Raw genomic sequence first — 21,818 nt, forward strand, 5'->3', positions numbered from 1 at the left:
CTCAGTGAAAGCCAATGGATTCCAAGTAGTTACGATTGTGTTTAGCATCATCAATCGGAGATGTGTCACCTTGTGGGTCGCAGTCTTGCTCAACCGTACACCAGCCTTCAAAGCCTGCCTGGCGCAGTTTTTCAAGCACTGCTGGGAAATTCACTTCTCCCTCACCAAGGTTACAGAAAATCCCTTGAGCGCATGCGTCGTAAAAACCAATCCTGTTGGTTATAACCTCTGCCTTTACCGATGCCGATGTATCTTTGAAGTGCATGTAAGAAATGCGGTCCATATGGCGGTCCATGAATGCAACCGGATCAAAGCCAGCATATGTAGAGTGGCCAGTATCTAAACAGATTTTTAGTAACTCGGGATCGGTTTCAGCCAGGAGGCGTTCTAACTCACTCTCGAAGTCCATAAAGCCTGCGGCATGCGCGTGGATGCCGACTGTAAGGCCGTATTCTTCGGCCCCCATACGCGCAACTGTCATGATACGCTCTTTGAATGCAGTCCACTCCTGCAGATCCATTTGCTCGGCTTCACTCGCACGTCCGGCAGTTGGTGCCCTCCGTGGTGAAATTGAGTCAATCAGCACCAAATGCTCGGCATCATGAGCCTTCAGGGCTTCGCAGGTCCGCTTCGCGCCATCCCAAACATCCTCCCATGCTTTCGGATCATGAAACGGCCGGAAAACGACACCCCCAACCAGTTCCAGATCCCGCTTCACAAGCGCATCCTTCAGCACTGCCGGGTCCTCTGGCATATAACCAATCGGCCCAAGTTCGATGCCCTTGTAGCCCGCGGCGGCACATTGATCGAGAACGCTTTCCCAGCTCGGGTTACGTGCATCATCTGCGAACTCTACCCCCCATGAGCAGGGCGCATTACCAATTCTAATTCCCACGTTTCATCCCTTTGTTGTACTTAGAGCGATGTTGCTAATCTACTGGTGCCATCATGCTGCTGTGGCGGACTTATGTTCAGGCCGGAGGAGGGGTATGGAAAATTGAAAGCGGTTTCAATATGATTTGCCACAGCATTGACCAGACTGAAACTATATCGAACGTAAGGCCCTCTCATCTGAAAACCTGCAGCCTTTCTTTAAGCCCGAACCTCTGGAGAACATGAAGTCACGCAAACGACGTGTTTACATATGAACGGGCAAAAAAATCATTCTACACTCGATATAAACGCTATTTTTGCCCCTCTTACTGCGAACAGGTAGGTGTAACCCCTCCGAGCAATCCTAAGATCTGATCGCGAGAAAGATGCGGATAGTTCAGCGCAATCTCATAGATCTCTCACCTGTAGTTACCTCTCATCAGTGCAGTTCCAGTTGGGTCAAAATACATCTCCCAGAAAAGATTTGTTGCAACCGGTTGCAAAATAGGTATCCTTCAAAATTACCACGGCGTCAATAGACGAGTTGATGGGACCGCGAATTGTGGCGGAACAAGGCGACAATTGCAGGCGGAAGGAAATAGGGACACCATGACCACAAAAAGTGAAATCACCACTGGCACAATCCGTTTGACTATGGCGCAGGCGATCATCCGGTATCTTGCAAACCAGTACATAAGTATTGACGGTGACGAAGTGCTGCTCTGCGGAGGTGGGTTCGGAATTTTTGGTCACGGCAATGTGTCATGCTTGGGCGAGGCACTATATGAGCATCGCGATACACTTCCGCTTTATCGAGGTCAGAATGAACAAGGCATGGGCTTTGCCGCTGCAGCCTATGCCAAATATCATTTACGTAAGAGATTCATGTTCTGCACGGCTTCAGCAGGACCAGGCACAACAAACCTTGCCACATCAGCTGCGTTAGCACACACGAACAGGCTTCCAATGCTACTGTTATGTGGTGATGCGTTCATCTCAAGATTGCCGGACCCGGTGCTGCAACAGGTGGAGCATTATGGTAATCCGACTGCATCAGTGAATGATGCTTTCCGCGCAGTCTCCCGTTACTGGGACCGTATTACACATCCAGCACAGATCATTCAGTCGTTGCCTGCTGCGATAGCGACCATGCTTGACCCGGCTGATTGCGGTCCAGCGTTCCTGGGACTGCCACAGGATGTCCAAGGTTGGGCCTATGACTACCCTGTTGCTTTCTTCGAGAAAAAAGTTCACCGCATCCGTCGGCAGACACCTGATGAGTTGGAGCTTGATGACGCGATTGCACTCATTCAAGCCGCAAAAAAGCCTGTGATCATAGCAGGCGGTGGCGTGCAATATTCTGGTGCCGCGCAAGAATTGCTTGCGTTTGCTGAACAGACACAAATTCCGGTTATAGAAACAATAGCGGGCCGTGCAAACCTGCTGTCAGATCACGAGCTGAATTGCGGACCAGTCGGCGTAACAGGCTCAAACTCAGCAAATGCAATTGCTGCTGATGCTGACGTGGTTATTGCTGTTGGAACACGTTTGCAGGACTTTACCACCGGGTCATGGACCGCTTTCAGAAAAGATGCTCGGTTTGTTTCCCTTAATGCTGCTCGTCATGATGCAAGCAAGCATCGATCGCTCCCTGTCGTGGGTGATGCAAAATTAGGTTTGTCTGCGTTTATTGCATCCTTAAAGCTATACAAGGCTCCAGAGACGTGGACCGCATTTGCGCAACAGGAAAAGGCAGAGTGGCTCTCCTATGTGAAGCACAATGTTGACCCCGCAAATGGACCTAACAGCTATGCGCAGGTTATCGGTGCCGTAAACGACCTGTGTGACAACAATGACAGGGTTGTTGCAGCTGCAGGCGGCCTGCCTGCCGAAGTTACCGCTAACTGGCAAACCAAAGCCATCGGCTCGGTTGATGTCGAATTCGGCTTCTCATGCATGGGCTATGAGATTGCCGGCGGTTGGGGGGCACGTATTGCTCAATCCGAGAAAGAGCCCGATCAGGATACCATCGTGTTTACAGGTGACGGTTCCTACCTGCTCATGAACTCGGATATCTATTCCTCCGTCCTGACCGAAAAGAAGCTCATTGTCATGGTTTGCGACAATGGTGGCTTCGCCGTGATCAACAAACTTCAGAACAACACCGGCAACACCTCTTTCAACAATCTGATCAAAGATTCACCAACAATTACAAACCCTGTTGCAGTGGATTTTACTGCGCACGCAAGAGCTCAAGGCGCACTGGCAGAAACCGTAGAGACGATTGCAGAGCTGCGTGAAGCGTTCAAACGGGCAAAGGCAGCAGACCGAACCACGATCATTTCTATTCAGGTCGATCCTTATGAAGGATGGACACAGGAAGGTCATGCATGGTGGGAAGTTGGACTGCCCGAAGTTTCTAACAGTCAGAATGTACGCACCGCACGTGAAGAATGGGAAGTTGGTCGCATAAACCAGCGTGTGGGTGTGTAATGAACAGACTTTTGCAACAGCTACAGGGGAAAAGATATCTGGTTGTCGGGCGTGCAGGCATGGACCTCACGCCAGAACCTGCAGGCACATCAATTGAAGATGCGCAAACCATGTCTGTGCATCTGGGCGGATCTGCTGCAAACATTGCAGTCGCCCTGCGCCGGCAAGAATGCCACGTTTCGTTGCTGACCCGTGTTTCTGACGATGCAATCGGACGTTACTGCGTCAATCAATTGGAGCGGTACGGAATAGTTCACAAGTACGTCACCCCAATTGGCGGAGAATACAGAAACAGCCTTGCGCTCTCGGAAGCACGTTTGCTCGATCATCAGACGACCATTTACCGAAATGGTGCAGCAGATTTTATGATGAGCGAAGCCGATGTAGACGCTGTTGATTTCTCTCAGTTTGATGCAATCGTGACCACAGGAACTTTGCTGGCCTCCGAGCCATCTCGCACAGCGACTTTTTACGCCTTGGAGAAAGCAAAAGCTGAGGGATTGGTTTCGATTTTTGATATCGATTACCGCCCCTACAGTTGGGCATCCGCACAGGAAGCCACAGAGACATATAAACGCATGAGCTCACTCTGTGATGTCATTGTAGGGAATGACGAGGAGTTTGGTTTCATGGCTGGGAACATGGCTAATGGCCCGAAGTTTGCCCACGAACTTGCAAACAGATCTGACTGTATCTGCATTTACAAAATGGGCTCGAAAGGCTCAACCACCTACACTGAAAATGAGTCATTTCAGACCGGCATATTCACTGTTTCTGCAGTGAAGCCGACGGGTGCAGGAGATGCATTTCTAGGTGGTTTTCTATCCTCACTTTCAAATGGAAAGACCTTGCAGCAAAGCGTTTTTCGCGGGTCTGCCTGCGCAGCAATTGTGGTGTCCAAGGTTGGCTGTGCAACAGCAATGCCCGATGAAAAAGAGCTGGTGAGGTTTTTGAAACAACACAGCATTTCCGTAGAAGAAACATTGAGTTTGACGAAGGACTAAGCATGCATATCCCTCCATATAATAATCAGAATAAGCCCATCGTAGACGTTGATGATGCCCGCGTTCCGTTAAACTACTTCAACATCGTAAAGCTGAAGCAAGGGGAAGCATTCCACTATCAGGTTCCCGGTTATGAAACTTGCATCGTACCTGCAACTGGCTCGGTAAACGTTGAATGCGAAGGGTTGAACTGGAATGGAATAGGCGGTCGCGGCGTAGATGTTTGGGATGGCGAGCCTGAAGGGGTCTATATCCCGACCGGAGCGAAAACAACAATTGTTTGCGTCAGTGATGCCGCCGAAGTGTTCATCGCTGGAGCGCGATATGACGGTGTTCTGACACCATTTGCGGTGACATCATCTGACCTGGATGTTGTTCAGTACGGCTCAGATGACACGAAAACACATCGTAAAATCAAGCATATACTTGGAACTAAATATCACGATAAAGTTGGCCGTCTCTTGGTTTCCGAACTGTTTACTGTAGGGCAGGGCGGCTGGTCAGGATTTCCTCCTCATAAGCATGACACTGACAACTTGCCTTATGAGACACGGCATGACGAAACTTACAACTTCCGCTTCCGGCCCGGACACGGCTTTGGAATGCAGCTGCTTCAGAAAGAAGATGGGAAAGTCGGGGAAGCCTATCACATCGTAGATGGATCAACTCTTGTTATCGATAAGGGCTACCATCCTTGTGTCGCCGCACCGGGCTATGAAATGTATTACTTCACAATTCTCGGCGGCCTCAGTCAACGTTCACTGGTGCAGCATTTCCAGCCAACGCACGCATATCAGGTCGAAACGATCCCAGGCATCAAAGACATGATCGCCAAGTTTAAGTAGTGATACAGTAATGCCTATTGCAAACCTTAAAGACGTTTTAGCCCCAGCCATGAACAATGGGACAGCAGTTGCTGGCTTTGTTGTCTTAGGTTGGGAAGATGCACGTGCATTTGTGGAGGCTGCCGAAGAGATCGGCTGCCCGGTCATTCTGCAGGCAGGTCCTGGATGTCGCGCCCATACTCCATTGGAAGTTCTGGCGCCAATGTTTAGAGTTCTAGCTGAGACAGCCTCTGTTCCAGTGGTTGCTCATCTTGACCACGGCTACGAAGTAGAGGATTGCCTGAAAGCAATAGACCTTGGCTTTACTTCCGTCATGTTTGATGGCTCCAAGCTTCCTCTTGAGGAAAACATCCGCCTGATGCAGTCCATCGCTGCAAACGCTAAGCCACATGGTGTCTCTCTGGAAGGAGAAGTCGGCTTTGTTGGCTACGCTGAGGGTGCTGTGTCCTCAGGTACGAAACCAGAAGAAGCCGCGCAGTTTGCGAAGGAAAGTAATGCCGACGCGCTCGCAATCTCTGTCGGTAATGTGCACTTGCAACAAGAAAAAGCAGCAATGATCGATTTCGATCTGGTCCATGCCATTGAAAACGTCACCAACATTCCGCTCGTGCTACACGGAGGCTCTGGGATTCCTGCAAAAGTCAGGCAGAAACTGGCAAAAGAAACAAAGATCTGCAAGTTCAATATTGGTACCGAAGTTCGCATGGCCTTTGGGCAATCGCTTCGGAAAACTCTGAATGAGGACGCACAGATTTTTGACCGGATAAAACTCCTGACGCAAGCAGAAGAAAGCGTCAAACAGGCAGCTAAGAAAGTCATGCTGGATATAAGTATGGCATAGCATGTCTCGGTCTCGAGCAGATAGGCTCTTGAGAGGGTGATTAGCTTGCTCTTTCAGAGTGAATGAAAGGGAAAGTGGTGCATAAACAGCTGCGCCAATATAGAGATCTGCACTTCTCCATAGGGGGCGACAAGCAGTACCTCATTTTAAGGTTTGCGTTTCGTCACATAATCTTGGCAATTCACTCCAATGTTTTGAGCTTCAAATATGCGAGGTCATGGCTTTCAAGTGCGAGATGCACTCCTTGAAGATTCCGCAGACACCACTTTCGTTCTACATGAAAGCACTTCCCAATTACGCGATGCAGATCATAACAATGATCCATGCAAGGCTTCCAGATGGTTGGCTAACAAGACCCCCGCAACTGCGTTGCCACTTTACTAGTCGCGTGTTTAGCGATCCGTCGGCGCAGGGGACACTCGCGTCGTGGTGGTGAAGCAATAACAAAACATTGGATTTGCGAAGTGCGCACCCAATATTTTCTGCTGCAACTAGCGATCTAGTGCGCAAAGCCCCACCGCATACGATTGCGGCCCGGAAGGACCCAAAAGCTGGGGTAGGGGATGCGTGGTATGGAATTGTGCCGAGGATATTGCACGGCTTGACTGCGATTGGAGGAGGAGACCGCAGTTCCACTGAGCATAGCGATAATCTGCCCGAACCAGCCTGTTTCTGTCGCGCCAGAAGTGCAGGGTCATTTGTTAGGGTACGCGGTAGGACGCAGTTGAACCCAGCCCAAAGCGGTCGCGAGACGATAGCAGCCGGGAATAGACGGTATCAGCAAGCAAGGCACCTCTTGTTTGAAAGCGCTCGCTCGCCACACTAAGCGGGCCCTCATGCACCCACGAGATCAACGGTATGACACCTATAAGCCCTTGTTTGTGCGGGTGGGTATGGCATTGCGCGGTACCGAGTAGAACCAACTCAAGCCATGTGTGGGAGGCACAAGCGAGAAGAGGAGCATGCGCCATGCACGTGACTTACATCTACACAGAACACCCCCAATGGGGGACGGAAATCCTACGCTACACTAGTGAGGAAATGCGTGAGATCTTTGGTGACAAGAACGCCGAAGAGCTGTGGGAGGGTAAGATCATCTTGCACAAGGGCGGCGCCTACCTGGACATGCTCAGCGCCGCCAGAGACAAGCTGGCAGCTGAACTGGAAAGTTAAGCCTACCACCCCACAAGAAGCCTGACCCCGCCAACGGTGCGGGGTTGCGATCGTGAAGGCGGGCAGGGTGCCCGCTAAAGTGGAGGTAGTTCTATGAGAACCAGCACAATCAGGATTGCAGCACACGACTTAGCCAAGGCAGGGTTTAACGCAAATCGGCCATATGAGGCCTGTGACCCGATCGCCTGCGCCCTCGACGACAAAGCCGCGGTCAAGGCACGGGTCAACGCAGACAGCATGACGCTCACGGTGGAAGTGAATACCAACCAGCTTCTTGATGCAGCAACCACACTGCGAGAACTCGGGCTGATTTGAGCCAGGTAGATTTTAGGATATGGATTGTACCCCGCCTTGTGCGGGGTTTGCCTTTTGGTAGGGTGGTTCAGCCAGAAGCCTGATCTGAGGCAATGGAGGCCAATACCCCTTCCGGGTCTCTAGTGAAGCCCCTTCCCGGTCTATGGATGAGCTTTTAAAACTCAGCTCAAACTCAAAAAGGCCTGAGAGGCACTATGCCTCCCAAGCCAGAATATTCCATGAGAGGCAGGACCTCTCGGTATTCCTTATTTTTTAGTCTTTTGAGACTTCCAGTGCGCAAGGATCAAGCAGTTCGGAGATCCTCTCGCTACTTGCTTGCGCATTTTCTATGTGATTGCGCACAGTATCAAACAGCGTCAGCAACGCTTCATATTCCTGGGTATGCTCCATGCGTTCGCTCATCACCACGCTCATGGAATAGACTAGATTTTTGAGGTGGTTGGTTGATAATCGAAGCTGATCCACTTCATTGCGAAGGGACGTATGGGCACTACTCTTTTTACCAGTTTCAGTCATCATAAAGCCCTCTCTACTGGGGTGTTAAATGAACCACTCAGCAGAAGGCTTGTGACAACCCACTGGTGAGCGGGAGGTTCACAACCTGGTAGAGTCAGGCGGGTTTATTCCCCCGCGAAGGGGTATTGTATTCACCGCCCTCCCGCCCATAAGCGAGAGTTTGCGTAAGGAGGGCTAACTCCAAACACAAATTGACCGCCGAAATAACGGCAGCGGTGACCGCTCTACTAAGAGGTTGTGATGCCTCAAGAGGACCATGCGATGATTGGCGCAAGGTGTCAATGCAAGGAAACCGAATTCCTCCACAAACCCATGGCATTAGCCGGTCATGAATGTAGAGGGTAGAAGTGCCGGTGACTTCACCTTCGCTTGTTTATAGCGCGCTGTATGGTGAGAACTGCCGCCACAGCGCGGCGATGAGCGGTAGAACGGGTCAGCCCGACCTGAATGCAGATGGGTCGCCAGCGGAAACCTTCAGCCCGCATCCAAAGGATTTTCCTGTCATCAGGTTCAAAGATGTATCGTAGCCAATCAATGGCTTCTTCCATGTGCTGAATGTCTTTGGCGCTGGGCACCGCCCGGATTTGGGTTTTGTTGTAGCCATAGGCCTCATGAACATCATGGATGACTTGCGGCCAGGTGTTGCCGTCCCGCCTTGGTGTAGATCTTGGCGGATTTGGAAGCCGCCGCAGGGTGCTGGCTGCAAGCTCAAGCCGGTCGACGATCTGTGTGGTGGTGAGCGCCATACGATCCTCTAGGTAGATGCTTTTGAGGTGACTTGCGCGTCCAGTACGCTGTGCAGCACACGGATATGGAAGTTGCGGGCTGCCATGATGGGTTCAGCCAGAGTGATCAGTTGACCGGGGGTGGGCGCGATAGTCTTGCTGCTGCGCCTCCAGGCCTGACAGGTGGCAAAGATCACATCGGTTGGATAGCTGCTTAGATCCTGGATCCAATCCTCAATCAGTTGTGTGATGGCCTCTGGGGAGAGCCGTTTTTGCGGATAGTGGTTGAGAAGCTGACCAACAGCCAGGCTCACTGGTTTTGACCCACCAGGTGCGTTGGCCTGTGTGAGTGTGCTGAGCAGTTGCTCCAGTTCCTCAATCTCTTGAGCCGTTCTTGGTGCTAGTCGTCGTTCTGGCCGGGAGACTATCAGCTGCTGTAACAGCCTCATCCCAGGCTCTCTGCCAAACATGGGAAATGGATTTTTTGCGTTTGGAGGGTTCATGGGATTTCTCCTCGGATTGAAGGACCGCCTGTGCTGGAGGTTCTACCCGATGTTGCTCACAGGCCTAGTTTTGGGGGTAAGAGGGAAAAGGTTCTTTTGATGGTTCTAAATGACGGTTCAAGGGGGGCACCACGTGCCGGTTGCTGGCAGGGCCTTCCGGCACACCATACCGCTTGTGTGTTCTCGGTTTGGTCGTCTCCAGATTTTCAAGAGCAGGGTGACCATTTGGATCTGTGATGGCCTTGCGGCCTGCAAAGCCCGTGAGGACAAAAATATCGGACCGTCGAGAGCCATTGGCACGGCGACGCTGGTAGCGGGTGATGAGGTGCAGTGCTTCCAGATGAGTTAAGCAGCTTGCGCTCCGAGCAGCAGCACGCCTCCTGCAGCGTGACTTGCGATGGCCAGCACAGGCTGTACTCATCTGCAAAGTTGGCAATGGTGATGAGCACAAACTTCTCGATCGGATCGGAAACTTGAGAACACCCATAAGCCCAGGTGATCGCTTGAACGCTCATAGGTTCGAAATCCTGTTCTCGCGGATTTCCTTTTGCCTGAGCCAGTCGAGTACAGCTTCTCGGCGATAAAACACCCGCCGTCCAGTGCGCACACATGGTGGACCAATGCGCATGGTCTGCCAGCGGCCCAGCGTATCAACACAAACGCCAAGCTCTTTGGCAAGTTCAGCCCTTGTCATCCAGCCATCAAGAATGGCCTTAGGTTCTGTTTGTTCAAGTCCCGGGATAGGGACTTTGTCTTCCATGTGCTCCTCCAAAGCAGAACCGCTCGGGCTCAAACGGTTTGCAGAAGAGCTAAGCATAGAAGGTCAATAGGCGCGTAGGCGTTGATGGGCGTTCATAGGCGTTCAAACGCCTGGGCATTGCCTATTGAGGCGAAATAAACTTCTGAGTAACGCAGCTCGACATCTGTAATGAGACGCAAAACTCATCTCGTTTAAATCATGAGGGTTTGGAATATCCTATAGATATCAATGGGTAGTTTTAGAGTTTCGGTTGCCGCCAAACCTCCTAGTATTTCAAATGGTTGACGCATTGATCAAATCAACTTTGTTGAAACAACACAATTGAGAGATTGGCCTGTTGTTAGCCGGTAAAGGTCTTAAGTCTTGCTGGAAATAGCCTGACCTAAACGGCAGGCTGAATGCGAACTACATGCGGCGGCGTGTTCTTTGATGAGGCCCAATAGAAGCTGGATGCCACAAGGCAGTACTCAAACAGCAGATCTTTGACGCAGGTGATTTGCCTCGCGCCTCAACTTTTCTTCTTCATGATGTCTGGGTTGCGAGAGGGGAGGGAAACCAATGCCGCTGCCATCAAAAGAGTATTTCACTTTAATTGAAGCTGGCGTCCGCTGGGGAGCTCCATTAGGCACCATTGCAGGTTGGGCAGAAGTTGGTCGGTTTCGCATTGTCACCAGTACGCCGCATATAGCCTGCGGTGATCGGCGCGTTTTTGGCATGGTGGTGCTGTTTGGAGCAGACTTGTTCAAGATGCTGACTACGACAGGAAAACGCTCCCGTTGTTGTTTGGTCCAGCGTGTGATCCCGTTTCATCAAGACTGTACTGAGCTGCTTTATGTGACCAAGCCAGAACAAGGTTTAAGGGTCCAGCCTGATGAACTCTGGATTCCAGCCATCGATCTTTATCGCTTTGAAGAGAAGTACGGCCTTGCCCAGCGCGCAGGCAAAGGTGGTCGTGAGCCGAAATATGATTGGGAGGGAATGTGGGCACCGCTCTGCGTGCATATTTTTGCAGAAGGCGTTCCCAAAACCATGCAGGAGTTGGCGAATGGAGTGCAGGTTTGGTTTATTGAGACGTCTCCAACCGGAGAGGCGCCTGATATGAGTACCATCCGCCGCCGTATTCGCCCCATTTGGGAGGCACTGAAGAAGGAGCAGGAGAATTAGATGAAGGTGTAGGCGTGTTGGGAGGAGGCGATGCAGCAATCTGCTGCGCCTGTTGGGATGGTTTTTGCTTCACATACTCGGCTATGGCATTGACGCTCTCACGCAAAGGAGATTCCATTAGATGGGCATAGCGCTGTGTAGTGCTCATCTGAGTGTGACCTAAAAGACGAGCAATGATTTCAAGGGAAGCGCCGCCCGAAACCAAGAGAGAAGCAAAGGTGTGACGCAAGTCATGAATGCGGACATCGGAGATTTCTGCTTGCTTCAAAATGCTCTGCCAATAACGGCGCATTTCATGAACGGGTCTGCCAGTCCCATCTCCCGGAAACAGCCAGGGACAGTCCTCTGGTACAAGTTCTAACCGCCATCTCACTAGATCAGCCACTTCTGCGGAAATAGGCAGGCGATGGGTGCGCTTCTGTTTGGTGGTCGTTGCCGGTTTAAACCACGTGAGTAGTTCAAGATTAAAGTGCTCAAATCGAGCATGACGCACTTCTCCAAGGCGTGCACCAGTTAGCAAGCACAGGCGGATTACATCGGCTCCGCGTCTGTCTTCACTGTTTTCTAGCGCTTCCGAGAGACGGTTGATCTCATCAAAGGACAGAAAGCGTTCGCGGGCGTTTTCAGGGCGCTTATGAAACCCTTGAGCAGGGTTGTCTGAACGCATCTTCCACTGCACTGACAGATTGAACATTTTGCGCAGGACCTCACCGAGCCGATTGGCACGGATTGGTGTCGGGCAGGGGACAGATCGGCGCAAAAGCTTCTTAGCAAGACGATGACGCTCAGCAGCCATTTCACGCAAGAGCTTGTTGACATCGGCTGGAGAAATCTCACGCACCAGTCGGTTGCGCCACTGCGGCAGTACCAGTTTGGTCAGCATAGAAATTTGGTCAGAGCGGTTACGGGCGGCAAGCTTGGGTAAATGCTCGTCAATGTAGCGCTCAACCAAATCGCTCATGCGCGGCACAACACGTTCTGCTTCTCGGTTGCCCAGCGGGTCGCACTCCATCTCAATCTCGCGGCGGATGGTTTTGGCACGTTCTCGGGCTGCTACCACGCTCCAAGCGGGCCACATACCAATGGTATAGCGGCGCTGGCGACCATTGACACGGTAGGAAAGATTAAACGCCTTGGAGCCGGATTTATAGATCACCAAGGCAAAGCCCAGGACTTCAGTGTCAAACAATTGATACTGGCGCACGGTGGGCTTTGCAGCGCGTGCTATCTTTTCTGTAAGGCGTTGACGACTAGGCACAATACACTCCCCCCTCACATACCATCCAAGTGATGCGTAGTGTGCCAGCTCTTGCAAGATCAAAGTCTTAGGGTGCCAAGTGCGAGCACACAGAAGGAGAGTCTAGAGGCAGTCATCTCTAGGCGTATAGGCGTTCAAAGGCGTTGGAAACTGAAAAAGCGCACAGAAGATGAGACGGTGCCAAAGAATTGAAGCTAGGAGAGCATTTACTGGAACGCCAAAACTTGTCGGTCAGAAGCTACATTTCACGGATAGTAAGGAAAAGCATTTTGATTGGGGTAAAGAGGATTATTGATATGTTGTAACTTTGGGAACACTTTCACAAAAATCCTAATTGAAATGTGTCGGATATGTTTTGAGTAGGAAACGGTGGGTGATTAAGCGTAAACTACATATTCTCCTATATGTCGACGCGAGTGATCATGTCGCCATGACTTGTCAGCTTTACATTGGGTATTCCCCGTAGGGCTTCGGTGGCTGCCTAAATCAAAATTTAAATTTACCCGTTCAGTAAACTGGAGCACACCTTTGCGGTAATATCTTTCAGCGCGGCAAGCTTGCGTGACTAACCTCATATCATTGTCTGCAAAAAGTTCTTAAAGCTTTTGAGGCCAAACTTAACTGGGTGTTTAGCTTTACCTGGTTTCTTAGGCTTTTGGGCTGCTTCCTTTTCCAAAGGCAAGGAAACTTGAGCTTCATTTTTGAATTTTTGATATTCAGGAGGCAGGATTTGAATTTGCTCCTCACTGATCTCATATCGTTTCCAAGGGTGTGAAGAATTCCCAGCAAGGAACAAATGACCGTCATAACTCATGGCTATTTTTGTTTCTAAATCACCCAAAAAATGCATTGCTAACGGGGAGTTGTCTGGAATGTTGAACTCACTAAAGTAAGGTCGATCAACAAACAAGGCATTTAGCTTTGTGGTCGCAACGAGCTCGTATCCGTTTTTTTGTGCTTCCAAATAGGTAGCGAGTAGTGAATTGCCATTATTGACTGCGAGATTTCTTGCTTGAAGCAAATATACATCCAACGGAACAAGTGGGTTAAACTCAATACAAACAACGCGTGGGCGGTGTTGTTGGATATCGTTCCAAACATGAACGTCGCACCCGTCAATATCGATGGAGAGAAAGTCAAAATTCTTAGGGACAGGCACTTTCAGCTGCTTCAGATGGTAGTCTAGATTGCTTTCCTTGTCTAAGCCAACATAGTTATGGATGATCTCCACTTTCCGGTTGCTTTGATAGAGTTTATTTAGTCGCTTGTAACGGTCCCGAGCAGGCTCAAAGAGAATGCCCCGCCAACCATTATTGGTGATTAAGTTGTAGGAGTTGCTGTGGTGCTTGCCATCTGCTGCTCCGATATCGCAAAGGGTTTTGTTCTTAGTACCAATAACGTCGAAGATTTTCTCGATAATTCCGTCTTCACCATATTTCGTGACAACATTATTTCTATGCTTCTGCAACCAAACGGATCGTTCATTGCGTAAGTCATTTGGTAAAAACCTAATGGTTGGTTTTGTCATGCCGTCCTCTGCTAAGGTTTCTTTTTAGATCTAGCAGCGGAAGGGATCTTCCAAAATCCCCAGAAAGTGACAATTTAATCGGTTGTGCATCACGTTCGAGCTAGGATAAGTGGGTGTAGTTAAACCGATTTGTCATAAGCTCAGGCAGGTGCACGGAAAATGCCTATCGTCTTGACAGGATTTTTCTGCGAGGGTAATGAACAGGCGAAGGTTGGTACGCTCTCCTGCCTGTGTTAACACTTTCTGCTCACGTGAGCAGTTTTAATTTCATCGAGTGTGGCGGCGACTGATTGGAAGGCCTTAAATCCTACCGTCGGCCTTACTAGCCGCTTAATAAAACGATGGTCTGCTTGATGATATTGGTGTGTAACTTGGCCCGAAGAATATCAATGAAAGATCGCCAAGAATCCACCAGGAAAAATAGTAGATGATGTTGGTCAGCCGGTGCAGTTAGCTACACTCTTAACTATGAAAATTTTCTCCGGTACGCAGTTGAGGCCAATGGGATTCTCAAAAAAGTGTAGCTGCAGCTTCACCGTAAATCTCAAGACAGGAGGTCATATGCGCCCTACTACAGCATCAAACTGTAGCTAATCCTATCATAATAAAGCCGAGGGCGAGTTGCGAAAAAATTTGCTTAATGCAGCACTGCCTTAAGGACGAATACTATTGTAGCCAACGTAGTTTACACGGACATTTTCTCTCCATCCGCCCAATTCATCAATCGGTTCGATTGCACCTTCAATTTTTGATTTACGTCTTCTTTCCGTGTAATCCCAACCAACTTCCAAGGTCTCCAGCCCTTCAAACAGAGATTCCAAGCCATAAGGACTAAACCGCCAATAATCTATAGGGCTAGGATGATAACGCCAACTGAATACTGTAGAGATAAAGACGATACCACCCGGCTTCAGAATACGACAAATTTCATCGGCCGCTTTCCAAGGTTTTGTTAAATGCTCAAATACGTCAACACTAAATACCAGGTCGAATGTATTGTTTGGTATATGCGGGCAATTGATAATGTCTCCTATAATCGTGTTACTTGACACTTCTCGAATATCCAATTTTTTATATTCGAACTCAGGGAAGTATTTTGCAACTGGTTTGTGCTGAGCACCAATTTCCAATAACTGCCCGTCGCGGAGATGCTTACGGACATATTTCTTAGCGAGCTTTACGCATCGCTGAGTTCGTCCTGGATAGGCTTTATGCTGTTCTTCCAACACTTTAAGGTCAACCATCTTAGACTCCCAAGCGAACTAGGTATAGGGTTGAATCCGGGCCTTAAACTACCGATTAATCAACAATCCATGAGGCTTGTATGTAATCTTGATAACTAAATCGATAGCAACGTAAAATAAAAGGCGCACAAAAAATCACTGTTACGCTGTGATTGCGGATGTTCTACGTGTTTACATGTGGCCTATAAATAAATAACTCTCCTATAATTATAATTATCATAATTTACACCCTGAATATTATTTTATGTGACTGTAAAATTTATTATACAAAATATAACACCTTAAGAAGTGAAGTATTCACCAGTTCGTTTAACAGTAATTCTCCATAATTGAGGGATTACCGGGTCTTCCGCAGTTAAACGTAATAATGATGAACGAGACAAAAACTGCGACTAATAAATCTTGATGTTTAAGTTTCAAAATAGATCGTACACGTTGGTTTGCGCAAGGTAACATTTTATCAGCGGAGTCGAGTTTCATGGTTATGTCTATTCCTCGTATCTTCATTGGCTACGACAGTCGCGAGAACGTTGCTTATCATACACTTTGTCAAAGCATCATTGATAACACATCGATCCCAGTTCAACTTTGTCCGATCGCGAAATCTTCGCTAGAAGCAATTTTTCACCGTACGTCACATCCTCTTCAATCAACGGAATTTTCTTTCAGTCGTTTTCTCACTCCCTATCTCTCCAATTATGAGGGATGGAGCCTGTTTATGGACTGTGACATGATTTTCCGCAGAGATCTCGCAGAACTTTGGGCTCTCCGAGATGATCGTTATGCTGTTATGTGTTGTAAGCATGAATACCAACCGGAGGAAACTACCAAGTTCCTTGGAAATCCTCAGACTAAGTACGAGAGAAAAAACTGGTCCAGCCTCATGCTGTTCAATAATGCACGTTGTAAATCACTGACACCTGAATATGTAAACACTCGTAGCGGTTTGGAGCTCCACCAATTTAAATGGCTAGCAACTGATGAAGAGATCGGGTCACTCCCATTAGTGTGGAACCATCTGGTTGGTGTGTATGAGTATGACCTTAATGCTGCAATCGTACATTACACAATTGGTGGTCCCTACTTCGATGATTTCAAGGATTGCGATTACTCCCAAGATTGAGAACACTACAAGAAGCGCATGCTTTCTGCACAACAGATTGAGAAATCCAAGCCAGTTCCAGCGTAAAGATAGCTATGAAACATTGTGTCGTTACTACTTTTCACGAATCTGGATATCAGCAGTATGGCAAACGATGTATTGAGAGCTTCTTAAAAAAGTGGCCTGATACAGTTTCGATGATGGTATACCCAGAAATGACGTCCGTCGGCTTATCTGAGGCAAGATTGCAATTGTTAGACCCTTTGGTGGTTCTACCAAAACTGCAGCAATTTAAAGCTTGCTATCGTGATAACCCTTTTGCCAACGGCACCAATCCAATCATCCCCAAACAAACAGAGAATTTTCGGTGGGATGCTTACCGATTTTCGAACAAAGTCTTCGCAGTGACGGATGCAATCCGTCGCTGCAGGGGAGCCTTTGATCAACTGATATGGCTGGACGCTGATACCGTTACACACACGCAGATACCAGAAAAATTTCTCGACAAGATAGCTCCTAAGAGGGGGCAGTTGGCTGCATATCTCAACCGGCGAGGATATCCTGAATGTGGTTGGGTGGGCTACAATCTGAAGCACCCCGAGATTTTGAGCTTTGCCGATAGGTTTGAGCAGATTTACCTTTCTAGTGAATTTCTTACATTCAAAGAAAATCACGACAGCTACATTTTCTGGGAAATTGTCCAGGAAATGGAACGGGGCCGCACTGCATCTTTCAAAGAGCTGGGCAGCAGATGGCGTTCAGGACACATTTTTATTCAAAGCGCATTGGGTAAATACGTTGATCACTTGAAAGGCGATCGTAAGATTAAGGGCCGAAGCAGAGAACGTGATGCACTAGCTTTTGCGTATAAACTTCCTCATTTTCTACAACAAAGTTTTTCTCGATAGCATTTTCAGTAAAATGAATGAGGTTTACCCCCCCCCTCGGCTGCACACCCAGGAGTTACATGTGTTACACTCTATTCAACGCCTTGGTTTTGATAAACCAGATCATAGTTTCTGGCAGATATTGATTGTTTGCAGCGGAAAAGACTTTCTTGTATACGGTGAACAGTTCTTGCGTAGTTGCGAAGCGTGCTCACCTGGTCTTCGTGTTGTGGTCGGAATTTCGGACAAAGACGAAAAAGCCCAAGAGCTTTTGCAAAACGTAAGCCAACAGCTTTATGCTACAACAGTTTACGAGTTTGAGTTTGCTTCTGATTTTCAAGCCAGCAGCAATGAAGTAGCTTTGTATAGCACTGCTAGTTGGTTATTTGGACATTCAAAACACGCCCTTCTGATTTTGAGTGTTGAGTTTACCGTTGTTGAAGATCTGACCCTATTGCCTGCGGTGTTGCAAAACTGTGATTTGGGTGCACACACAATCCGGATCAACGAGGGGGGACACCGTATTGCTTATTCTCAGCCTCTTTGGCTAAAGCACACACCTAAAACCTTCCGGCTTTTAGAATTTATAAAAAAACACATCAATTCTACAACTGCTCCGGGTCCTGTTTCTGAAGTTGAGCTAATCAAGAAGGTAATCCTTAAAGAGAGCAGTAAACTCAAAACCGGATGTATCCCAGAATTCTACCGCGATAAGAAACTCTGCGAGAACTCATATATTTTACGTCGTCCCCTTAGTCAGGTGAAAGGCGATGCAAAGCGCCTTTCCGAACTTGCGCAAAAGATTGAGTTTACGAGAAATACTCCAAAGAATTTAGTACTATTTCCGCTGCAGGATATTGGAACAAAGCAGCCATTAGACGACAACGGCTATCAAACTCGCATTTCTCGATTATCCCGTCCTGGGAGAGTTGGATGGCGTGTGATGGCTCGACTGATATCGCAATCCGCACAGTCAGCTGGCGTCTTTACAAGAATTTTACCTGTTGCACAATGGGAAGTAACACAAGAGCTAATTGATCGGCTCGACTTTGCTGAGCAACTTTTTATTCCGCACAAAACCTATAAGCAACTCCCAATTGATAATGCCACATTCTATATGCAGGAATATTTGTCTGAGATATTTACCTGCTCATCAACGGGTTGGGGGCCTTCAGCAAGCTGGTCAAGTTCTGATGCTTTTAAAAATTTCCCGATTGATCCACGGCTAGAGGAGTTTAAAGCCGAGCTAAAAGCCCAGAAGAAAACCAAAGCACCTCAAAAAAATCAAAAGCAACAGAGTTTACCTGAGTTTGATGTTCTTGCTGTCCTACAAGTTCCAGAAGACGAAGCACTAACGTTACACGCAAAGTGTACATTAGATGACTTTATCGAAGACATGGTGAAACTTTCTGAAAAAGAGAGCCTTAAAGTACTGTTTCGTAAGCACCCTCTGGATCAAACTGACTTTTATGAGAAAGCCAGGAAAACGTGGCAGAATGAACACCTGCTATTTACAAACTCAGGACATATTCACGATGTCCTGCTGGAGGCTCAATGTATAGCTGTCATCAATAGTGGTGTCGGCTTCGAGGCAATGTTAATGGGCAAGCCTGTACTTGCATTTGGGCGGGCTATTTACGATCAAGCGGTCTCACTGGTTTCAGAGAAAGGCATTCTGACTTCCTATCAACACGCTATCTCTGAAAATTCTGATTTACGTACCAAACGGTACGACCAATTCCTTTCATGGTTTCTGTATCGTACCAGTTTCAAGCTGGATGAAACTTCTTTTGATAAGCTCCCTGTAGATGATGGCGCAGCTCAGCCAATAGAGAATCCAGTCTATCACTTCTATCAAAATGAAATGAAACTAACCTCCCAGCGGGCCAAAAAAGTTGAGTTCAAGAAGTCCAAGTCATCCGGCCTCTCTTTTTCTGATATTTTCGATAAGTCTCAAAAATCTTTGAAGAAGGCAAAGAAGTCCATCAAAAAAAAATATTACCATGAGGCTGTTAATCACTCAAAAGGTCTGTTTATGCCGTACTTTAATACGGAATTGCTAGCCGGTAAGCGAGTATGTCTTGTCGGAAATGCAGGAAAATTACTTGAAAGCGAAGCTGCAGATTTTATTGATAGCCATGATATCGTTATCAGGATGAATCTTGGATGTCCTTATATCGTTAAAAAAGGCATGACGCTTCAACCGGACTATGAAAAGTATATTTATGGGATATTTACAGATGGTCGCTCCAGTCAAGCAGAGGAGTACACTGTTTTAGATCCCAACACACCGGTGGCAATTCTAAATGAATATACTGCAGTTCCGGCGATTGGAATTAAATCAGACATTTGGTCATGTTCGACTGCAGACCGCGCAAGACAACTATTCTTTGCTCCAGTTTTCAATACTCAAAACGTTGCGCCCCATCCAAGCCTGCATCATTTGTCCTCAAAGTTCATTTTAGCTCACAAGGTGCAACGCCTGCCTAGGATCTATACGAAAAAGTTACAGATGAAACTTTCTGCGGAACCTACATCAGGTATTATTTGGATTGAATTTTTACGCCAAGCGAACCTTGCAGAACTTTCGCTGGTTGGTTTTGACTTCAATCAGTCCCGGCATATTGTTCGGAAAGGATTGAGCTTGTTGGAGGCAACCGGAAGATATCGTCATAATCCTCAAAGAGAACGAAACTACGTCATCAATTGTGTTTTGCCAGCACATAAGAATATTCGCCTCTTTTAGCCTTCTAATCAGCATTGCAGACACACTTCTTCAATCCATTGAAATAGCTGCGCAACCATACGAAAGCTCATTGCATGTCAAATTTTGATCTTAAAGAGGCTTTGACTAGAGAGCCGTCTGCAACAGATAATCACAAGCAAGAAATTGCACGTCTTAACAAACGCCTTACGCATCTGGAAAAGAGAATAACTATCATTGAAGGCAAAAAAGCCCGCCTGATCGAAAAACCTGAAATGTCAAAAGCTGCTCAGGAAATGGTGGAGACACTTTTTTCCCGGTTAAGTCCAATGGACGTAGATAGCTGTAACCTTACCCGCATAGGACGTGCGTTTGACGGAGGTTACATTATGGCTCCGCCAGGGCCTGACGAGAAAGTTGCCTATTCCTTGGGCATTAATCGCGACGTTTCTTGGGATTTAGAGGTGGCCCGTCACGGCTGTAAAGTTTACCAATATGACCATACAATTGATGGTCTCCCCCATCATCATGAAGGCTTTAACTACAAAAAAAAGGGCATTACGACCTCACACCAAATAGATGAGCGAATGACCTGCCTCAAGCATGAGCTTCGAAATAATGGGCACCAAGACACAAACAGCATCTTATTGAAGATGGACATTGAAGGTGACGAATGGGGAGTTTTTGCAGATCTTGAAATGAATGAGTTGCAGAAATTTTCTCAGATACTTGTCGAGTTCCATGACTTGCACAAAGTTTATAAGCTATTTTGGTACCGAACGGCTTTAGCAGGACTGAATAAACTCTTCAAAACCCATCAGGCAGTACATGTTCATGGTAATAATAATACTGCGTTGCGTATTATAGGTGGCTATGCAGTTCCGCCTGTTCTGGAAGTCACGTTCTTACGTCGCGATTTGTTTCAGTTTTCTTCATGCACCCGCACCTTTCCAAATGAGCTAGATCAACCTAACAACCCAAGTTTTGCAGAGCATCAGCTTGGTAGTTTTCAGTTTCCAAACCCAGCCAAGAGGTGAGCGTGAATGATCTCCAGCATGTTGTAACTTGATTGTATCCTATCCGCTAACAAAAATGATGTTACCGCGATAGCGCTGAAAGTTTACGCGATCCCAGGAAAACGTCCCGAGGACTTGCGTACGGGAATGTAGAGGCGCCGCAAAGTTTCGCGTCAACACCACGTCAACCGTCGTACGCATTTTGAGCTGTACATGACGTCGTTTGATGTCGTACACTTCCTTAACGGTTTGTGAAAGTTGCTAAGCGGTATTAAGCGGTTGTGGGCTAAATACTTGAAAAGTAAATTATAGTATAATTTACTACATTAGAGGCTCATAACCTGAAGGTCGTAAGTTCAAATCTTACCCCCGCAACCAAAATTCGATCAATAGATCAAACACATAACAAAAGCCCCGAGCCAAAAGCTCGGGGCTTTTTGCGTTCGCGTCAACACAACGTCAACAAAAAACATGTTCGCCAGCAGCTTACTCAGTAGATGTGGCTGGGAAATGACATTGGATTCTTCTAATGCTCTGTAACAAGATGCCAATTTTAATTTTGTTGTGAGATGCATAATTTGTACGCGCAGTGCTGATGCTCAATTGGACTTTCATTAGTAAGCGTAGCCGACAAGCTAGGCGCTTGCCTGAGTATCAGTGGTTTCGGCAACGCGCGACTAAGCCGACCTTCGCAGCAGCGAAGAAATCTGGGTCAACATCCAAGCCACTGCTGACGTGGTGGGCCATATGTATGGACCGCCTGCATTTCGCAAGAGAGTTTTTACTTGGAACCTTGAAGTCGCTACTATGTATCCGACCTGTTTATCGGCACGCGGGCCGTGGCCTTGATGGTAATACGCACGTCCC

Annotated in this window: 20 protein-coding genes and 1 pseudogene; 12 read left to right on the plus strand and 9 right to left on the minus strand. The window is 47.8% G+C overall.

Features of this window, described 5'->3' with window-relative positions; translation table 11 throughout:
• Window position 1: 1 nt before the first annotated feature.
• Window positions 2-895 (minus strand): sugar phosphate isomerase/epimerase family protein, encoded by an 894-nt coding sequence (locus PsAD5_RS14565; RefSeq protein WP_057465085.1) that lies wholly within the window; start codon window positions 893-895, stop codon window positions 2-4.
• A gap of 587 nt (window positions 896-1,482) precedes the next feature.
• Here PsAD5_RS14565 and iolD point away from each other — a divergent pair.
• The 6 genes from iolD (at window position 1,483) to PsAD5_RS14590 (ending at window position 7,544) form a co-directional block, all read left to right on the plus strand.
• Window positions 1,483-3,366 (plus strand): 3D-(3,5/4)-trihydroxycyclohexane-1,2-dione acylhydrolase (decyclizing), encoded by a 1,884-nt coding sequence (iolD, locus tag PsAD5_RS14570; protein WP_193776988.1) that lies wholly within the window; start codon window positions 1,483-1,485, stop codon window positions 3,364-3,366.
• Window positions 3,366-4,370: a 5-dehydro-2-deoxygluconokinase gene (gene iolC, locus PsAD5_RS14575; protein WP_057465086.1), complete on the plus strand. Its 1,005-nt coding sequence runs from the start codon at window positions 3,366-3,368 to the stop codon at window positions 4,368-4,370. The genes iolD and iolC overlap by 1 nt, the downstream gene beginning before the upstream one ends.
• 2 nt (window positions 4,371-4,372) lie before the next feature.
• On the plus strand, window positions 4,373-5,215 hold the full coding sequence (locus PsAD5_RS14580; protein WP_057465087.1) for a 5-deoxy-glucuronate isomerase: 843 nt from the start codon (window positions 4,373-4,375) through the stop codon (window positions 5,213-5,215).
• 10 nt (window positions 5,216-5,225) lie between these two features.
• Entirely contained in the window at window positions 5,226-6,056 is an 831-nt protein-coding gene (locus tag PsAD5_RS14585; RefSeq protein ID WP_057465088.1) for a class II fructose-bisphosphate aldolase, read from the plus strand.
• Between the two features lie 969 nt (window positions 6,057-7,025).
• The gene (locus tag PsAD5_RS27870; protein WP_153040809.1) at window positions 7,026-7,229 is read left to right on the plus strand and encodes a hypothetical protein; all 204 of its coding nucleotides are present in this window, start codon (window positions 7,026-7,028) and stop codon (window positions 7,227-7,229) included.
• Window positions 7,230-7,322: 93 nt separating this feature from the next.
• Complete coding sequence (locus tag PsAD5_RS14590; protein ID WP_063292645.1) at window positions 7,323-7,544, plus strand: hypothetical protein; 222 nt, start codon at window positions 7,323-7,325, stop codon at window positions 7,542-7,544.
• Window positions 7,545-7,796: 252 nt separating this feature from the next.
• Here the strand turns inward: PsAD5_RS14590 and PsAD5_RS14595 are convergent, their stop codons facing one another.
• From PsAD5_RS14595 to PsAD5_RS14605, 3 genes are all read right to left on the minus strand, one after another.
• Window positions 7,797-8,063: a hypothetical protein gene (locus PsAD5_RS14595; protein WP_208981971.1), complete on the minus strand. Its 267-nt coding sequence runs from the start codon at window positions 8,061-8,063 to the stop codon at window positions 7,797-7,799.
• A gap of 356 nt (window positions 8,064-8,419) precedes the next feature.
• Window positions 8,420-8,806 (minus strand): DUF6362 family protein, encoded by a 387-nt coding sequence (locus tag PsAD5_RS14600; protein ID WP_063292646.1) that lies wholly within the window; start codon window positions 8,804-8,806, stop codon window positions 8,420-8,422.
• Window positions 8,807-8,814: 8 nt separating this feature from the next.
• Window positions 8,815-9,234, minus strand: a complete 420-nt coding sequence (locus PsAD5_RS14605) for a hypothetical protein (protein ID WP_153040808.1) — start codon at window positions 9,232-9,234, stop codon at window positions 8,815-8,817.
• Between the two features lie 163 nt (window positions 9,235-9,397).
• Between PsAD5_RS14605 and PsAD5_RS28535 the strand changes: the two genes are divergently transcribed.
• Window positions 9,398-9,637 carry a hypothetical protein gene (locus tag PsAD5_RS28535; RefSeq protein WP_063307875.1) on the plus strand — a complete coding sequence of 80 codons (240 nt, stop codon included), beginning with the start codon at window positions 9,398-9,400 and terminating at the stop codon, window positions 9,635-9,637.
• A 16-nt stretch (window positions 9,638-9,653) separates the two neighbouring features.
• Here PsAD5_RS28535 and PsAD5_RS28855 read toward each other — a convergent pair.
• Window positions 9,654-9,899: pseudogene (locus PsAD5_RS28855) on the minus strand (hypothetical protein); the annotation flags it as partial.
• Complete coding sequence (locus PsAD5_RS14615) at window positions 9,800-10,048, minus strand: helix-turn-helix transcriptional regulator (protein ID WP_063292649.1); 249 nt, start codon at window positions 10,046-10,048, stop codon at window positions 9,800-9,802. The gene PsAD5_RS14615 and the pseudogene PsAD5_RS28855, both read right to left, overlap by 100 nt.
• A gap of 558 nt (window positions 10,049-10,606) precedes the next feature.
• On the opposite strand from PsAD5_RS14615, the gene PsAD5_RS14620 reads away from it, so the two are divergent.
• Entirely contained in the window at window positions 10,607-11,212 is a 606-nt protein-coding gene (locus PsAD5_RS14620; RefSeq protein WP_063292650.1) for a hypothetical protein, read from the plus strand.
• Here PsAD5_RS14620 and PsAD5_RS14625 read toward each other — a convergent pair.
• The 3 genes from PsAD5_RS14625 to PsAD5_RS14635 all read right to left on the minus strand — a co-directional run bounded on the left by PsAD5_RS14625 (window position 11,112) and on the right by PsAD5_RS14635 (window position 15,242).
• Window positions 11,112-12,470: a tyrosine-type recombinase/integrase gene (locus tag PsAD5_RS14625; RefSeq protein ID WP_084405984.1), complete on the minus strand. Its 1,359-nt coding sequence runs from the start codon at window positions 12,468-12,470 to the stop codon at window positions 11,112-11,114. The two genes, PsAD5_RS14620 and PsAD5_RS14625, sit on opposite strands and share 101 nt — an antisense overlap.
• Before the next feature lie 571 nt (window positions 12,471-13,041).
• Window positions 13,042-13,998: an FkbM family methyltransferase gene (locus tag PsAD5_RS14630; RefSeq protein WP_063292651.1), complete on the minus strand. Its 957-nt coding sequence runs from the start codon at window positions 13,996-13,998 to the stop codon at window positions 13,042-13,044.
• Window positions 13,999-14,651: 653 nt separating this feature from the next.
• On the minus strand, window positions 14,652-15,242 hold the full coding sequence (locus PsAD5_RS14635; RefSeq protein ID WP_063292652.1) for a class I SAM-dependent methyltransferase: 591 nt from the start codon (window positions 15,240-15,242) through the stop codon (window positions 14,652-14,654).
• A gap of 478 nt (window positions 15,243-15,720) precedes the next feature.
• Between PsAD5_RS14635 and PsAD5_RS14640 the strand changes: the two genes are divergently transcribed.
• The 4 genes from PsAD5_RS14640 to PsAD5_RS14655 all read left to right on the plus strand — a co-directional run bounded on the left by PsAD5_RS14640 (window position 15,721) and on the right by PsAD5_RS14655 (window position 20,972).
• Window positions 15,721-16,365 (plus strand): hypothetical protein, encoded by a 645-nt coding sequence (locus PsAD5_RS14640; RefSeq protein WP_063292653.1) that lies wholly within the window; start codon window positions 15,721-15,723, stop codon window positions 16,363-16,365.
• A gap of 74 nt (window positions 16,366-16,439) precedes the next feature.
• Window positions 16,440-17,252 carry a hypothetical protein gene (locus tag PsAD5_RS14645; RefSeq protein ID WP_063292654.1) on the plus strand — a complete coding sequence of 271 codons (813 nt, stop codon included), beginning with the start codon at window positions 16,440-16,442 and terminating at the stop codon, window positions 17,250-17,252.
• Window positions 17,253-17,313: 61 nt separating this feature from the next.
• Window positions 17,314-19,977, plus strand: a complete 2,664-nt coding sequence (locus PsAD5_RS14650) for a glycosyltransferase family 29 protein (RefSeq protein ID WP_193776986.1) — start codon at window positions 17,314-17,316, stop codon at window positions 19,975-19,977.
• 74 nt (window positions 19,978-20,051) lie between these two features.
• Window positions 20,052-20,972: an FkbM family methyltransferase gene (locus PsAD5_RS14655; protein WP_063292656.1), complete on the plus strand. Its 921-nt coding sequence runs from the start codon at window positions 20,052-20,054 to the stop codon at window positions 20,970-20,972.
• Window positions 20,973-21,818: the final 846 nt, after the last annotated feature.

It is taken from the genome of Pseudovibrio sp. Ad5 (assembly GCF_001623095.1).
GTDB lineage: Bacteria > Pseudomonadota > Alphaproteobacteria > Rhizobiales > Stappiaceae > Pseudovibrio.

What these genes read in the sequence shown, in the direction of transcription:
- PsAD5_RS28535 (WP_063307875.1), top strand. Translation starts at nt 9,398, where the DNA reads ATGACGGTTCAAGGGGGGCACCACGTGCCGGTTGCTGGCAGGGCCTTC.
- PsAD5_RS14580 (WP_057465087.1), top strand. Translation starts at nt 4,373, where the DNA reads ATGCATATCCCTCCATATAATAATCAGAATAAGCCCATCGTAGACGTT.
- PsAD5_RS14620 (WP_063292650.1), top strand. Translation starts at nt 10,607, where the DNA reads ATGCCGCTGCCATCAAAAGAGTATTTCACTTTAATTGAAGCTGGCGTC.
- PsAD5_RS14640 (WP_063292653.1), top strand. Translation starts at nt 15,721, where the DNA reads ATGGTTATGTCTATTCCTCGTATCTTCATTGGCTACGACAGTCGCGAG.
- PsAD5_RS14595 (WP_208981971.1), bottom strand. Translation starts at nt 8,063, where the DNA reads ATGATGACTGAAACTGGTAAAAAGAGTAGTGCCCATACGTCCCTTCGC.
- PsAD5_RS14645 (WP_063292654.1), top strand. Translation starts at nt 16,440, where the DNA reads ATGAAACATTGTGTCGTTACTACTTTTCACGAATCTGGATATCAGCAG.
- PsAD5_RS14615 (WP_063292649.1), bottom strand. Translation starts at nt 10,048, where the DNA reads ATGGAAGACAAAGTCCCTATCCCGGGACTTGAACAAACAGAACCTAAG.
- PsAD5_RS27870 (WP_153040809.1), top strand. Translation starts at nt 7,026, where the DNA reads ATGCACGTGACTTACATCTACACAGAACACCCCCAATGGGGGACGGAA.
- PsAD5_RS14585 (WP_057465088.1), top strand. Translation starts at nt 5,226, where the DNA reads ATGCCTATTGCAAACCTTAAAGACGTTTTAGCCCCAGCCATGAACAAT.
- PsAD5_RS14600 (WP_063292646.1), bottom strand. Translation starts at nt 8,806, where the DNA reads ATGGCGCTCACCACCACACAGATCGTCGACCGGCTTGAGCTTGCAGCC.
- iolD (WP_193776988.1), top strand. Translation starts at nt 1,483, where the DNA reads ATGACCACAAAAAGTGAAATCACCACTGGCACAATCCGTTTGACTATG.
- PsAD5_RS14635 (WP_063292652.1), bottom strand. Translation starts at nt 15,242, where the DNA reads ATGGTTGACCTTAAAGTGTTGGAAGAACAGCATAAAGCCTATCCAGGA.
- PsAD5_RS14605 (WP_153040808.1), bottom strand. Translation starts at nt 9,234, where the DNA reads ATGAGGCTGTTACAGCAGCTGATAGTCTCCCGGCCAGAACGACGACTA.
- PsAD5_RS14590 (WP_063292645.1), top strand. Translation starts at nt 7,323, where the DNA reads ATGAGAACCAGCACAATCAGGATTGCAGCACACGACTTAGCCAAGGCA.
- PsAD5_RS14630 (WP_063292651.1), bottom strand. Translation starts at nt 13,998, where the DNA reads ATGACAAAACCAACCATTAGGTTTTTACCAAATGACTTACGCAATGAA.
- PsAD5_RS14655 (WP_063292656.1), top strand. Translation starts at nt 20,052, where the DNA reads ATGTCAAATTTTGATCTTAAAGAGGCTTTGACTAGAGAGCCGTCTGCA.
- iolC (WP_057465086.1), top strand. Translation starts at nt 3,366, where the DNA reads ATGAACAGACTTTTGCAACAGCTACAGGGGAAAAGATATCTGGTTGTC.